We start from the raw sequence: 14779 nt of genomic DNA, 5'->3' as shown, positions 1-14779 counted from the left end.
AGAACTACGAGACCACCGCAGGATGAAAAGGGCTCCCTGAGTCCGTTCGGCTGTTTACGCGCAAGATGCTCTAACCGACCTTGGATGCGGCTGCTAAGCAGTGATCGGACCGAAGGAAGTTCATCGCATATTCGGTTCAACACCTCGCCGCTTGTGCGCAGAATTCCAAGGTCCGGATTTGTGCCCTCTAGCGCCCAGAGTGCTAGGCTGTCCGCAACGGCATTCAACAGTGATTCATTACCAGACCTTCGCGCCACCTCATGAGAGAGAAAGACGTACACTGCTGGCGACTTTACGTGCTTAGACACGGGTATCAGCTTCGACGCACCGGCAGTGGTAAGATAGTCTGTTAAATGGCGCAGATGCGCATCGAAGGCCGCCCTGGTTTGCGGCGATTAATTAATCTGATTCTGTATATAGAGGCCGTCGCGAATCCTTATTGTAACGTCGAGCTCGTCAGTTAGCGCGTCTTCTACCTGATCGATATGTTTGATGGTTTGGGATGTAATGTACGTCACATTCCGAGGATCGCGGCCGAACTCGCGCAGACGTCGAACCGTGCGACGAATTTTGTCTTCGGATGATCGTTCAATGCTTGCCTGGTAGAAGCGTCGCCCTGTGGACTCAAAGATTTGTTCATCCATACCATCGGCGCCTCCATCCTTTACTCCACCAAGCGGCACGAAGGACATGCCCATCAACGCCGAGTAAAACTGGTTTACGAATTCTTCAAATTGATGCCCCCCAACATTGTTCAATGCAACCTTAACAAGGCTGGCGTTGATCATAGTGGGACTCATAGGTGACACCTCGGTTTCGACGTTGTCACAGGTAGTCGCGCCCTGCGAGGGCATCTGTTACGCAGCACTCACCGCACCACCCATTTGTTGCAATGCGCGAACGCCCGGGATAGTCCGAGCCCTAGCTGTGGCAGGTACGACGGTGCCCCGCCTAGCGTCGCCTCAGGTCGACCAGGCACGATCGAAGGACCATGACGCTCACTTCGCGGCTGCCCGCCACCCCCGAACCCGACGAGCTCTTCGACGCCTTCGCCACCTGGGCCTCCGAGCAGGGTCTTTCCCTGTATCCCGCCCAGGAGGAGGCGCTGATGGAGATCGTCTCCGGGGCCAACGTCATCCTCAACACCCCCACCGGCTCCGGCAAGAGCCTGGTCGCGGCGGGCGCGCACTTCACGGCACTCGCGCAAGGGGTCAGGAGTTTCTACACCGCGCCCATCAAGGCGTTGGTGTCGGAGAAGTTCTTCGCGTTGTGCGAGATGTTCGGGGCCGAGAACGTGGGCATGATGACCGGCGACTCAAGCGTCAACGGCGGTGCCCCGATCATTTGCTGCACCGCGGAGATCCTGGCCAACATCGCCCTGCGCGACGGGGCCGAGGCCGACGTGGGTCAGGTCGTCATGGACGAGTTCCACTTCTACGCCGAGCCCGACCGCGGGTGGGCCTGGCAGATTCCGCTCCTCGAACTGCCGAAGGTCCAGTTCATCCTCATGTCCGCGACCCTGGGCGACGTCACCCGGTTCAAGGAGGACATGACCCGCCGGACCGGGCGGGACACGGCGGTGGTCACTTCCGCCGAGCGGCCGGTTCCGCTCTTCTACTCCTTCGGTATGACGCCGCTCACCGAGGCGCTCGACGAGTTGCTCAGCACCAACCAGGCCCCGATCTACGTCGTGCACTTCACCCAGGCCGCCGCTCTGGAACGCGCGCAGGCGCTGATGAGCATCAACGTCTGCACGAAGGAGGAGAAGGAGAAGATCGCCGCGCTGATCGGGAACTTCCGGTTCTCCTCCGGCTTCGGCAAGACCCTCTCCCGCCTGGTCCGCCACGGCATCGGCGTGCACCACGCCGGGATGCTGCCGAAGTACCGCCGGCTCGTGGAGCGATTGGCGCAGGCCGGGTTGATGAAGATCGTCTGCGGCACCGACACCCTCGGCGTGGGCATCAACGTCCCCATCCGAACGGTCGTGTTCACGTCCCTGTCCAAGTACGACGGCGTGAAGACCCGCATCCTCAAAGCCCGCGAGTTCCACCAGATCGCCGGCCGCGCGGGCCGGGCGGGCTATGACACGCTCGGGACGGCGCTCGTCCAGGCGCCCGAGCATGTGATCGACAACGAGAAGTCGTTGACCAAGATCGGTGACGACCCGAAGAAGCGCCGCAAGTTCGTCCGCAAGAAGCCGCCCGAGGGCATGGTTTCCTGGGGCCTGCCGACGTTCGAGCGCCTTGTCGCGGCCGAGCCCGAGCCACTGACCTCCAGCTTCCACGTCAGCCATTCCATGCTGCTCAACGTGATCGGCCGCCCCGGCGACGCCTTCACCGCGATGCGCAAGCTGCTGACCGACAACCACGAGGACCGCCCCGCCCAACGCAAGCACATCCTGCGGGCCATCGCGATCTACCGGGCGCTGCTGGCCGCGGGCGTGGTGGAAAAGCTCGACGAACCCGATGAGCAAGGGCGTTCGGTCCGGCTGACCGTCGACCTGCAGTTCGACTTCGCCCTCAACCAGCCGCTCTCGCCCTTCGCGCTGGCCGCGATCGAACTGCTCGATCGCGAGTCGCCCAGCTACGCCCTCGACGTCCTGTCCGTGGTCGAGTCCACTTTGGACGATCCGCGCCAGGTTCTCTCCGCGCAGCAGCACAAGGCGCGCGGAGAGGCCGTGCAGGCGATGAAGGCCGAGGGCATCGAGTACGACCAGCGCATGGAGCTGCTGGAGACCGTGACCCACCCGAAGCCGCTGGCCGAGATGCTGCTCCCCGCCTTCGACACCTACCGGCGCGGGCACCCATGGGTGGGCGACTACCAGCTCTCCCCCAAGTCCGTCGTGCGCGACATGTACGAGCGCGCGATGACTTTCACCGAGTACGTCTCCTTCTATGCCCTGACCCGCTCCGAGGGCCTGGTCCTGCGCTACCTCGCCGACGCCTTCCGCGCGGTCCGCCAGACCGTCCCGGACGACGCCAAGACCGAGGACCTCACCGACCTGATCGAGTGGCTCGGCGAGCTGGTCCGCCAGGTCGACTCCAGCCTCCTCGACGAGTGGGAGAAACTCACCAACCCGGAGACGGGCGAGCTGGAGGACCGGGTCGACGACACCCCGCCCGCGGTCACCAAGAACACCCGCGCCTTCCGCGTCCTGGTCCGCAACGCGCTGTTCCACCGCGTGCAGCTCGCGGCCCGCCGCGACTACTGGGCGCTCGGCGAACTCGACGGCGACAGCGGCTGGGACGCCGAGGCCTGGGCCGACGCGCTCAACCCGTACTTCGAGCAGCACAGCCAGATCGGCACCGGCCCGAACGCCCGCGGCCCGGCCCTGCTGATCATCGAGGCGGAGGCGGAGCGCTGGCTGGTCCGGCAGATCTTCGAGGACCCGGCGGGCGACCACGACTGGGGCTTCACCGCGGAGATCGACCTGGCCGCCTCCGACGAGGCAGGCACCGCCGTCGTTTACGTGACCGCCGTGGGCGAACTCTGACAAGATCGGGACATGTCTCAGGGGCCAGGCAGGCTGCGCCGGTTGTTGGTGCGCGTGATCAACGACGACAACGTGGACCTCTACATCCTGGCCCTGGTGGCCGTGGCGTTCACGGTCCTGGGCGCGTCGGGTCTCTCGGACGTGAAGACGCTCTCGTCGGTGGTCCTCGCGTTGCTCGCGTGGCTGGCGCTGTCGCAGATCAAGTCGCGCCGCCAGCTCGATGAGCTCGGGAGAGCCCAGCGGGGCAACCCGGCCGCGCTGCTCAAGTCGGAGTTTCCGGCCGACCTCATCTCCCGGCGCGCGGCCTCGTTCGACATGCTCGTCGTCGGCCTGACGATGACCAGGACCGTGCAGGGGCTGACGACCGACTTCCCCGCCATCCTGGCCGCCGGGGGCCGGGTCCGCGTCTTGGTGCCGGATCCGCACGACGACGCGCTCATGGAGACCGCGGACCGGCGGATGGCGCACAGCATGGGCGCGGGCCGGGTGAAGCAGCGCATCCTCACGACGCTTGAGGACCTGGCGACGATCCAGGACCGCAATGAGGGCAGGCTTGAGGTCCGGGTGCTGTCGACCATCCCGTCCGCCGGGTTCAACTGCCTCGACGTCACCAGCCCGCGCGGCCTGGTCTGCGTGCAGCACTACGAGTTCCAGCCCCGCCGCGAAGCGGGCCCGATCATCACGCTCACGCCTCAGGACGGGCCGTGGTTCCACCACTTCGTCGCGGAGTCCGAGCGGATGTGGGAGGCGGCGACCCCGGTGTCCGCCATCGAGGAGACGGTCCCCACCCCCGCGGAGGAGGTGGGGACCGCTTGATTCACATCCGGAAGCGGGTGACCACCGCGGCGTGGTCGGAGGCCCACTCGTTGCCCGCGTGGTTCGGGACCGCGACCGGGTTGCCCCGGACGACAGCGCTGCTGGTGAGCGGCTGCACCGGGCCGACCGAGTAGACGAAGTCGATCCGGTCCTGCGGCTCGACAACGCCCGTGCTCCCACTGTGCCTGGGGTACACCGGCGACCACGTGTTTCCCGGCATCGTGACCGGGTCCGGGTTCACCGCCCGGTACGAGTCGATCAGGCCCGCGCGTTCGACGGTCTGGCTGACCGGCCAGTTCACTGTGTATCCGCAGTGCAGGCTCGCCGCGGCGGGCGTCCAGTCGCGGTGCGACGGGGCGTTGAAGTCGCCGACGAGGAACACCGGGATGCCCTCGGCCTTGTGCGGCGCCAGCGCGTTCAGGACGGAGTCGATCTCCCGAACCCGGCCGGACTGGCTTTCCCGGGCGATGATCTTGTTCACGCTCATCTTGTCGAAGCACGCGTCGTACGGGCCGTACGGCGTGTAGTTCAGGTGCACGTCCCAGATCACCGCGCGCTCGCCGGCGGCGAACTCGACGCGGGCACCGAACCCGGCCTCGACGGTGAAGGTCGCCCCGAGCGGGTACTTGCTGACGATGGCGAGGTCGCCGCCGTTGTGCACGGAATACCAGCCCAGTGCGTCGGCGATCGACTTCGCGTGCGTGCCCCGGCTCTCCGACAGGCCGACGACGTCGCTGCCTGACGACACCAGGAAACGCATCTGTTTGGTGACACCGTCGGTCACCTGCGAGCCCGAGTGCCACACGTTGAACGCGGTCACCACCGGCTCGGGGACCAGCTTCTGGCCCACCGGTCGCACGGTGACCATGGCGGTCGCGCGGGCGGTGAGGCCTTCGCCGTCGGTGGCCGACACGACGAGCCTGCTGACGCCGACATCGGCGACCCGAGGCGTGCCGCTGACCATGCCGTCACTGGCGACACGCACCCACGACGGGCCGGAAACCTTGCGGTAGGTCGGTTTCGTGCCGTCCGGATCGACCGCGACGATCTTCGCCTGGTACGCCGCGTCGACCCGGGCGTTGCGCAGCGGCGTGGGGTCGGCGAGGAACGCGGGCGGCTGGGACCCGGAGCCGACCACGGTGAAGCGCACGGGAGCCGCGAGGGAGGTGTAGCCGTCGTCGTGGAGGAAGTAGGCGACGTAGGCGCCGGGGCTGAGCGAGGTCGTCGGCAGGGTGACGGTGCCCGAGGCGCCCGGCGCGTAGGACCATGCCGTGCTGGGGCCGACGTAGGTGCCATCGACCGGCGCGTTGCCGGGGTCGGCGTAGACGCCGACCCAGTTCTGCTCGTCGGGCCGGTCGGTCGTGTAGGCGGCCGTGACCGGCGTGCCGACCGTGTACTCGCCCTTGTCGAGGGTGAAGGTGGCCGCGGCGGCCTCGGCGGGTAAGCCGACGGCCAGCAGTAGGGCGGCGATGATCGTGCTCAGTGCGATTCTCACCGTGCGCACGGTGGACCAGTCAGGCGCACCGGGCAAGAATTTCGCACTAACAGCCCACGAATAACGGCTGAGGAGCTATTCCTCCCCATCGCGGACTGGATGCGCGAAGATCGCGGCGTGGTCGTATCCAAGGAGCGTTCTACCCTCAAACCGTTGTCCACGGGCACGCTGACGGCAGTAGTCATCGGGCTGACAGTGTTCACCACGGCGGTGGTGACAGTGCTGTGGTGGGCGGGCACGCGCGGCCTGACCGACGACAAGCTGGTGACCGCGCGGTTCGAAGCGCTGCGGATCGGGCTGAGCATCGGGATCGGCGGCGGCGGCGTGTTCGCGCTGTACCTGACCTGGCGGCGGCAGCGCGCGACCGAGGACGACCTCGACAACCGCGAACGCGCCTTGGCCCTGCAGCAGCAGGTCGCCGCTGACACAGTGGCGCATCAGCAACGGACAGCGGACACCTCGGAGAAGGACGCGGCCGAGCGGCGCATCACCGAGCTGTACACCAAGTCCGCCGACCAACTCGGCTCCGACAAGGCGCCAATACGCCTGGCGGGCCTCTACGCGTTGGAACGGCTGGCCCAGGGCAACCCGGAGCAGCGACAGACCATCGCCAGTCTCCTCTGCGCCTACTTGCGGATGCCGTTCCAACTCCCGGGTGAACCGCCCATCGAGACGGACAAGGACCTCGTCGCGGCCCATCAGGCTCAGGTGCAGGAGCGCGAGGTCCGGGTCGCCGCCCAGCGCGTCCTGTCCCACCATCTCCTGCCCGGCCCCGACCAAGCCCTCCCGACCTTCTGGTCGGGTATCACCCTCGACCTCTCGGGCGCGACCCTGATCGACGTCGACCTGATCGACTGCAGGGTCAAGGCCGTCCGGTTCGCGGGGGCGACCTTCGAGGGGGCCGCCCAGTTCCGCAACCTGCGCGTCGACGGGCCCGCAAGTTTCGCCGGGGCGCACTTCGCTGCCGACACCGGGTTGGAATTGGTGCGATTCTCCGCAAGCGCGGACTTCAGCGGGACGCGCTTCAGCGGGCACGCCGAGTTCATCGGGTCGACGTTCGCCGGTTCCGCCGGGTTCGACGGCGTGAAGTTCGACGGGCGCGGCGGGTTCGAGCGGGTGACCTTTGACGGCGTGGTTTCGTTCGAGAACGCTGAGTTTGGGGCGGCGGCTCGGTTCCACCATGCCGAGTTCCGCGCGGCCTGCCGGTTCGGCAAGGCGGAGATCGCCGGGAAGACCACCTTCTATGGCGTGCGCTTCGCCCGCGGGGGCGTGTTCGACAACGTAACCTTCGCCGAGGATGCCGAGTTCGTCCACACGAGCTTCGATGGGCCTGCCTGGTTCAGGAGGGCGAGATTCGGCGGTCTCGCCCGATTCGATCCCGTGAAGTTCGCCGGGCCGGTCCATCTGGAGAACGCCGAGTTCGCCGACTCGGCGGCCTTCGGGGGCGCGACGTTCGGTGTGGCCCCGATACTGGAGGGAGCGGAGTTCGCCAAGGGCACCCGCGCGGTACTCGAGGAGGCACATGGCACGGGGTGACGGTGACCGCGTGGTCCGCTGCGAGCGCGGGCACATCCACTGGGGCCGCTACGGCGCGGCGGGCCTGCTGCCGGTGCACGACGGGCACGTCCTGCTGCAGCACCGCTCACGCTGGACGCACGGCGGCGGCACCTGGGCCCTGTTCGGCGGCGCGCGCGACAGCCACGAAAGCGCCGTCGACGCGGCGCTGCGGGAGACCGGCGAGGAATGCACCCTCGACCCCTCGCTGGTGACGCCGTTCGGGATGATCGGGGTGAACCACGGCAACTGGTCCTACGAGACCGTGATCGGCTCCATCGACAGCATGCCGACCGTGGAACGCGCCTCCCGTGAAACCCGCGCTGCCGCGTGGATCCCGGTGGGCGAGGTGGACCGACTCAACCTGTACCCACCGTTCGCGAAGGCTTGGACAGCGCTGCGCACGGCACTGGTCCGGCCGGTGCTGATCGTCGACGCCGCCAACGTGATGGGCGCCCGGGCCGACGGCTGGTGGAACGACCGGGCGGGTGCCGCGGGCAGACTGCGCGACGACTTGGCCACGGTCGCGGGCTTCCCCGGGATCACCCCGTTCGATCTCGCCTTGCCGGAAATCCTCTTCGTCACCGAGGGCGCGGCCCGTGGGATCGGCTCAGTGGACGGCATCACCGTCGTCGACGCCCCGGGCAGCGGCGACGACACCATCGTCGAAATGGCCTGCGGCCGACTCAACGCGCCGTGCCTGGTGATCACCGCCGACCGCGAACTCCGCCGCCGCTGCGCCAAGGCGGGCGCGCAGGTCAAAGGCCCGCGATGGCTGCTCGACCTGCTCCCCTGAACGCACACACCGGGCAGTCCGTCGCAACGGACTGCCCGGTGGAGCGCGCCTATCCCTTGGCCTTGGCCGCCGCCGGAACATCTGTGGTGGGAGCGGCGGCCGGAGCGGGGAACTTCAACCAGCCGACCGCGACGACCAGGGCCGCGATCATCATCAGGGTGCAGAACAGGAACATGTTGCTGTAGGCGTCGACGTCGCGGGTCCCGTCGATGCCGGTGCTCTGCTGCAGCACCACCGCCATCATCGCGATACCGAGTGCGCCGCCGAACTGGCGGGCCGTCGTGTTGAGACCGCTGGAGCTGGCGAACCGGGTGGGCGGGGCGGACATCGCCGCCGCTGCCGAGGTCCCCATGGTGGCCGCGCCCATGCCCGCACCCGCCAAGAGCGCCGCGGGCAGCCAGAAGGTGAGGAACGCGGCGTGGTCGATGAGGCCGAAGGTGAACCAGAGGCCACAGGCGGTGAAGGCGATCAGGCCGCCGATGACCGCGGTACGTGGGCCGCCGATCTTGCCCGCGACGCGGGCCAGGCCCAGCGCCGCGACGGAGGCGGCGAAGGCACCGGGGGTGTTGGCGACGCCCGCGAGCAGTTCGCCGTAGCCCCAGATCTCGGTGAGGTACAGGACACTGCCGAGCATCCAGGCGTACTGGGCCATGCCGTAGAACAGCGAGACGATGTTGGTCGCGGCGAAAGTCCGGTTGCCCCACAGCGAAGTCTCGATCGCGGGAGTCGGGTGGCTGCGTGAGCGGAACACGGCGAACGCCAGCGCGGCGACACCGATGACCGCGCTCGCCAGGGTGCGCACGTCGAGCCAGCCCCAACTGGCGCCTTCGCTGACCGCGAGAGTCAGCCCGCCCACACCGATCGCGACCAGGCCGGTGCCGACCATGTCGGGCAGCGCGCCCCTGGTCGACGACTCGGGCTTGGGCACCACGCGCAGGGTCGCGGCGATGACGATCAAGCCGAGCGGCAGGTTGATCAGGAACACCGACTGCCAGCCGAACTGCTCGACGAGCACACCGCCGACGGCCGGGCCGAGCGCCGCGGCGACAGCCGACGCCGTGCTCCACAGGGCGATGGACTGCGGCCTGCGTTCGGCGGGTCCGTCGAGCAGCAGGATGGCCAGGGACGCCGGGATCATCGCCGCGGCGCCCGCGCCCTGCAGGAATCGGGCGATCACCAGTGTCGGCAGGGAGGGCGCCAGCGCGCACAGCAGCGAGGCGAGGGTAAACAGACCGACGCCGACGGCGAAGACCTTGCGCCTGCCCAACGCGTCGGCGAGGCGGCCCGCGGGGGCGAGCAGCGCGGCGAACATGACCGCGTAGCCGCTGATGACCCACGACAGGTCCGGAACCGACGCGCTGGGGAACGCGCGCTGCAGGTCCGGCACGGCCAAGTTCGTGACAGTGGAGTCGAGCATGGCGAGGAACGTGCCACCGCAGGCGGTCAACACGATCGCCCGGTACTTCGATGGCGCCGTCGTGGGTTCTGCCATGGTCAGAGCCGCTCTCTTTCGTTGAACGGTGGGTACGGGAGAAGGAGCGGACGTCAGTCCGCGGGCAGTAGGGCGGGGTCGGTGCAGACCGCCCGCAGCCGGGTGAGCACCGCGGTCCTCGCCAGTGTCATCGCCGACGAACCGGGCAGCAGCCGCGACTGGTACACCGTCGCCACGCCCACCGCGTTGATCTCGAACGCGAGCTGGCGGGTGTCGAGATCGGGACGCAGATCGCCGACGGCGACCCCCTCGTCGGCGAGCCTGCCGATGAGGGCAAGCCACTCCTCGAGGACCTCGGCGAGCCGGTCGCGCACCGGGCCCGTCCTGGCGTCGTACTCGAACTGCGCGTTGACGAAGAAGCACCCGCCGGGCAGCTCGTCGTCGGCGAGGTAGTCCAGCCGCGCCTCGTGCAACGCCCACAGCCTGCCGACCCCTGCGGGCCGTGACAGCGCCACGGCGACGACACGTTCCTTGAAGCTCATCCTGGCCCGTTCGATGGTGGCCAGCTGGAGGTCTTCCTTGCTGCGCCAGTGGGCGAACAGGCCGGACTTGCTGACGCCCAGCCGATCGGCGAGCTGGGCGAGGGTCAGCCCGCCGAGCCCGGCCTCGGTCGCCAGCGCGACCGCCGTGTCCAAGACCGCCGCCCGGGTGCGGTCGCCCCGGACGAGCCTGCCATCTGCGGTAAACGTCACGACACGGACCGTAGCAACAATCCGGCCGACCGGTCGTTAATTTTGATCGACGAAGTCACTCTCACCCGTTCGGACGCATCGCCGGCCCGCCCAGGGCAGGCCGAAAGGCGCCACGTCGGGGGGTGCGTGACGCCCTTCAGGTCTGATGACGTGAAACCCTTACCGGACAGTCGTTTCCTGGCCAGGCTCGAGCCCGCCGAGCGTGATCGCCTGTTCCACCTGCACGATGCGCGCGTGGTCGAGATCCTCGGCGATCTTCTCGTCCTGCTCCATCAGCGAGTCGATATCGGTGGTCTCGTAGCCGATGACACCGATGTCGGCGAACGTCTGGCGCATGCGGTCGCCGAACAGCCCGATGTCGCTCAGGGTCGGCACGATCCGAGAGAACAGGTGGCTCTGGAACCGCTTGAAGTGCTCGGAGTTGCGCATGTACTCGATGCACTCGTCCGCGTCGATGTCGAGGTTGCGCCAGACCTCCTCGCCGAGGAACCGCTGCCGCATCAGGTAACACGCCTCGATGCAGAACTCCTCGCGCTCGTCGCGCTCGGCCTGGGTCAGCTGCGGGTAGTAGTCGCGCAGCGCGAGCCTGCCGAAGGCGACGTGCCGGGCTTCGTCCTGCATGACGTAGGCGTTGAGCGTCTTGGCCAGCGGCTCGGTGGCGATGTCGCGGATCAGCGCGAACGCCGCCAGCGCCAATCCCTCGATGAGCACCTGCATTCCGAGGTAGGTCATATCCCACCGCGGGTCGGAGATCACGTCGTTGAGCAGCGCCTTGAGGCCGGGATTGATCGGGTAGGCCAGCTTCAACTTCTCGCGCAGATAGCGGGAATAGACCTCGACATGGCGCGCCTCGTCCATGACCTGCGTCGCGGCGTAGAACTTCGCGTCCAGGCCGGGGACGGTGTGCACGATCTTCGACGAGCAGATCAGCGCGCCCTGCTCACCGTGCAGGAACTGGGAGAACTGCCACGAGGCCAGGTGGTGGCGGACCATGCCGCGGTCCTTGGCGCCCATCGAGTCCCACACCTGGGACCCGTAGATCGCGATGCTCTGCTCAGGCACGCCCATGGGGTCGTTGACGTCGACCTCAATTGTCCAGTCGAGACGTTCGGCGGCATCCCACTGCTTTTGTTTGCCCTTTTCGTAAAGACCGAGTAAACGATCCCGACCCTCGTCGTACTCCCAGTCGAAAACCGTCGTGCTGCCCCCAGGAACATGCCACTGCGTCTGCTCGACCGGCAACGCGTACATGCGTGTGCTCAACTTACTCCTCCACGGATTTTCGTAGCGCCGAGCTGGACGTCCGCAAGTCTTGCCGCAGTAGGCCCCTGGCGACACTAGGGAATACCCTGGGCACCCCCGGGCCCTGCCGTGCGACCCAGCGAACACTTGACACTCCAACAGCATTGCGCTTCCGTGGAAGTGCTGGCGGTCGCACCGAGGCGGTCGCCCCGTTGGTCCTGCCTCGGCTCCAGCCGAGGAACACGCTTTTGGGCAAGGGGGGCAAGTGGCTCGGAGAGAAGACGATTCTCTACCAGAATTATCCGACGAAAGTGAAAGATCCCGTAATACCGTTGACGGTCCAACCTTGATCGGCCGCTCGGACGAACTCGAGAACCTATTTGGCGCATTCCGCAGACTTGACAAACGGGGGCGGACCGCCGGTCTGGCGGTGGTGACCGGCGATGCCGGGATCGGAAAAACCTCGCTATTAGCCGAATTCGCCGCGCTGGTCCAGTCCCACGGGGCCGTAATCCGCTCCGGCCGGGCCATCCGCGGCACGGCAACCGGCCCGGCCGGCATCCTCGGCGACGCGCTCGACGACCATGATCACACCCAGGACGACGACGCCGTCGACCCTCGCGGCGTGCGCGCACTGCTCACCCGACTGGCGGGCGGCGCCCTCGTGGTGATCCTCGACGACTGCCACCTGGCTTCCCCAGCCGCGCTGCGGATGCTCGGCGCGATGCTGCGCAAGCCGCCGTCGGCGCCGGTGCTGTTCGTGCTCTGCTTTCGCGACCGGCAGACCAGCGCCGGGCTGCGGTCGACGATCCAGGACCGCTCGCGGCACCTGCCGATCACCCAGGTCCACTTAGGACCACTGACCGAGCGGGACATGCACCGCATGCTCGCCGACCAGGGCACCACCGTGTGGCGCAGGAACCTCTACCGCGAGAGCGGCGGCAACCCGGGCTACCTGCACGCGCTGCTGTCCGCGCGCACCGTGAAGTGGCAGAACGACCCGATCCGCGGCGCGCACCGGGTCGCCTACGACGACAGCGCGGGATTCATCGCCGAGTTCGACGGCATCAGCGCCGAGGCCAAGGCGACAGCCGACGCGGGAGCCGTGATCGGCGACGACTTCGACCTCGACCTGCTCACCGCGGTCGTAGACCTGCCGGAATCCGACGTGCTGGCGGGCATCGACGAGCTCATCGGCCGCGACCTCGTGCGTCCGCTCGACCGCGGGCGCTGCTTCGCCTTCCGCCATCCGGTGGTGCGGCGCGCGGTATATCAGCACAGCGAGCTCTGCGTGCGGATCAGCTTGCACGCCAAGGCGGACGAGGTGCTGCGCGCCCGGGGGGCGACACCCGCCGAACGCGCAACGCACGTCCAGCACGGCATCAGACATGGCGACCTGGAGGGTGTGAAGCTTCTCACAGAGGCAGCGAAGGCTGTCGTCGCGACTCAGCCGCTGGCAGCGGAGGCCTGGCTGCGCACCGCGTTGCGCGCGCTGCCCAGCCGGGACGACACCATGGCCACCCGAGCGATGCTGTTGGTGGCGAGGGCCAAGGCATTGGGCACCATCGGCAGACTGCGCGACTGCCGCCAGACCCTGCTCGAAGCCATGGTCCTGCTACCCCCGGACGCGCGGGATCTGCGCGGCGAGGCGGTGGCCGCGCTCGCCGCTGTCGAACGCCTGCTGGGCACCCACGGTTCGGCGGACGCGGTGCTGCGGGCCGAGATCGAGGCCCGCGGCGACGATTTCTCCGCGCCGTCGGCCGCGCTGCGCCTGGAGATCGCCCACACCGAACTGGTCAAAGGCGATCCCATGGCGTGCCGCTGGTGGGCGCGCGAAGCACTGGCCATGGCCCGCCGCGAGGGCGACCGCGCTTTGGAGGCGTCCAGCCTTGGCCTGATGGGCAAGGCGGACGGCACCGCGGGCAACGGCGAGAGCGCCGCGGCGCACCTGGCCCAGGCCACGGCCATCCTCGACATGATGCTCGACGACGAGCACACGGCGAGTCTGGACGCCGCCGTATGGATCGGGTGGAGCGAGATCCTGCTGGTCCGCTGGTACGACGCCGCAAGGCATTTCGACCGCGCGGTCGACCGGGCCGTCCGCGCCGACAACGGCTTGGTGCTCCCCCAGTTGCTGCTGGGCCAGGTGTTGGCGCTGCACGCCCGCGGCAGGCTGGTCGACGCCAGCGAGGCCGCGCGTAACGCGTGTCATCTCGCGGAGAGCTCGGGCAGCCAGGGCCAACTCTTCGCCGCCAAGGCGATGCTCGCGTGGGCCAGCGCGGGCCTGGGTACTCCGGACAAGCGGGCCGAACAGGAGGCCTCCGCGATGGTTCAGGACGCCGACGCCGTCGTCGGCTGGCAAAGCCTGCTGGCGCTACGGATGCTTGCCGAGACCAAGCTGGCCGCAGGCGACCCCCAGGGCTGCCTCGACTTGGTGCCCGCCGCTGGTGGACCCAACCTGCCCGGATCCAACCCGTGCTCCCGAGTCAGCTGGTACGAGTTGATGACCCGCGCCGAGTTGGAGGCGGGCAACCCGGAGGCGGCGGCCAAGTGGGCGGAACTGGCGGTCTCGGCGGGTATGCTGCTCGATCACCCCGGCCGGTCCGCGCTCGGCCACCTCGCCATGGCGCAACTGCTCCTGGCGACCGATCCACTCGCGGCGCTGGCTCGGGCCGAGGACGCCGTCGAAGGTTTGGCCGCGACAGGAGCGATCTTCGACGAACTCCGTGCCCGGGTGGTGCTGGGCATGGCCCTGTGGCACGCAGGCCGCCGCGACGACGCCCAGCGCGAACTCCGGGCGGCCCGAGCCGGTCTCGAACGCATCGGCGCCACACCATGGGCCAAGCGAGCCGAACTGGAGCGGCGCAGGTTGATCACCCAGAATGGGCAGCGGGCCACCGAGAACGCATCCGACCGTCCGGCCGTGCTGACCCGGCGGGAACAACAGATCGCCGACCTGGTGCGCGACGGGCTGACCAATCGGCAGATCGCGCGGAAGCTGCATATCGCTGAGAAGACGGTGGAGATGCATCTGACGAACGTCTTCGCCAAGCTCGGCGTGGGCAATCGGGCGGGAGTGGCCGCTCACGTCAGCGATCACCAGGCCAGGTCGCTCACGGTCTGACTCGACGCATCATCGCGTGGTCGCGTGACCGCACGTCGCGTGGTCACGCGACGCGCGGTCGCGCGTTGGGGGCGG

10 protein-coding genes are annotated in these 14779 nt (G+C 68.1%); 5 read left to right on the top strand and 5 right to left on the bottom strand.

The genetic code is table 11. The annotated features are described in order from the left end of the window. Positions 1 to 395 precede the first annotated feature (395 nt). Entirely contained in the window at positions 396 to 788 is a 393-nt protein-coding gene (locus GPZ80_RS12105) for a hypothetical protein (RefSeq protein WP_187220396.1), read from the bottom strand. A gap of 203 nt (positions 789 to 991) precedes the next feature. Here GPZ80_RS12105 and GPZ80_RS12100 point away from each other — a divergent pair, with 203 nt between their 5' ends. Then, the gene (locus GPZ80_RS12100) at positions 992 to 3493 is read left to right on the top strand and encodes a DEAD/DEAH box helicase (protein ID WP_187220395.1); all 2502 of its coding nucleotides are present in this window, start codon (positions 992 to 994) and stop codon (positions 3491 to 3493) included. Between the two features lie 12 nt (positions 3494 to 3505). Continuing rightward, positions 3506 to 4309, top strand: a complete 804-nt coding sequence (locus tag GPZ80_RS12095; protein ID WP_187220394.1) for a DUF5919 domain-containing protein — start codon at positions 3506 to 3508, stop codon at positions 4307 to 4309. A gap of 1 nt (position 4310) precedes the next feature. Here the strand turns inward: GPZ80_RS12095 and GPZ80_RS12090 are convergent, their stop codons facing one another. Continuing rightward, positions 4311 to 5804, bottom strand: coding sequence for an endonuclease/exonuclease/phosphatase family protein (locus tag GPZ80_RS12090; RefSeq protein WP_187220393.1), 1494 nt, complete (start codon positions 5802 to 5804; stop codon positions 4311 to 4313). Positions 5805 to 5957: 153 nt separating this feature from the next. Here GPZ80_RS12090 and GPZ80_RS12085 point away from each other — a divergent pair, with 153 nt between their 5' ends. After that, on the top strand, positions 5958 to 7340 hold the full coding sequence (locus tag GPZ80_RS12085; RefSeq protein ID WP_187220392.1) for a pentapeptide repeat-containing protein: 1383 nt from the start codon (positions 5958 to 5960) through the stop codon (positions 7338 to 7340). After that, positions 7327 to 8154: an NUDIX hydrolase gene (locus GPZ80_RS12080; RefSeq protein ID WP_187220391.1), complete on the top strand. Its 828-nt coding sequence runs from the start codon at positions 7327 to 7329 to the stop codon at positions 8152 to 8154. The genes GPZ80_RS12085 and GPZ80_RS12080 overlap by 14 nt, the downstream gene beginning before the upstream one ends. Before the next feature lie 49 nt (positions 8155 to 8203). On the opposite strand, the gene GPZ80_RS12075 is transcribed toward GPZ80_RS12080, so the two are convergent. The 3 genes from GPZ80_RS12075 to GPZ80_RS12065 form a co-directional block, all read right to left on the bottom strand. Continuing rightward, a complete protein-coding gene (locus GPZ80_RS12075) occupies positions 8204 to 9646 on the bottom strand; it encodes a DHA2 family efflux MFS transporter permease subunit (protein WP_187220390.1) in 1443 nt (480 codons plus the stop codon). Positions 9647 to 9699: 53 nt separating this feature from the next. Next, the gene (locus GPZ80_RS12070) at positions 9700 to 10338 is read right to left on the bottom strand and encodes a TetR/AcrR family transcriptional regulator (RefSeq protein ID WP_187220389.1); all 639 of its coding nucleotides are present in this window, start codon (positions 10336 to 10338) and stop codon (positions 9700 to 9702) included. A 159-nt stretch (positions 10339 to 10497) separates the two neighbouring features. Beyond that, positions 10498 to 11601 (bottom strand): ferritin-like domain-containing protein, encoded by a 1104-nt coding sequence (locus GPZ80_RS12065; RefSeq protein ID WP_222719159.1) that lies wholly within the window; start codon positions 11599 to 11601, stop codon positions 10498 to 10500. A gap of 244 nt (positions 11602 to 11845) precedes the next feature. Between GPZ80_RS12065 and GPZ80_RS12060 the strand changes: the two genes are divergently transcribed. Continuing rightward, entirely contained in the window at positions 11846 to 14704 is a 2859-nt protein-coding gene (locus tag GPZ80_RS12060; RefSeq protein WP_312880270.1) for an ATP-binding protein, read from the top strand. The last annotated feature ends 75 nt before the right edge of the window (positions 14705 to 14779 follow it).

This window comes from Actinokineospora xionganensis, from assembly GCF_014323725.1.
GTDB lineage: Bacteria > Actinomycetota > Actinomycetes > Mycobacteriales > Pseudonocardiaceae > Actinokineospora > Actinokineospora xionganensis.
The sequence above is the reverse complement of the archived record's forward strand: the minus strand, read 5'-3'. Positions and strand labels throughout refer to the sequence as shown.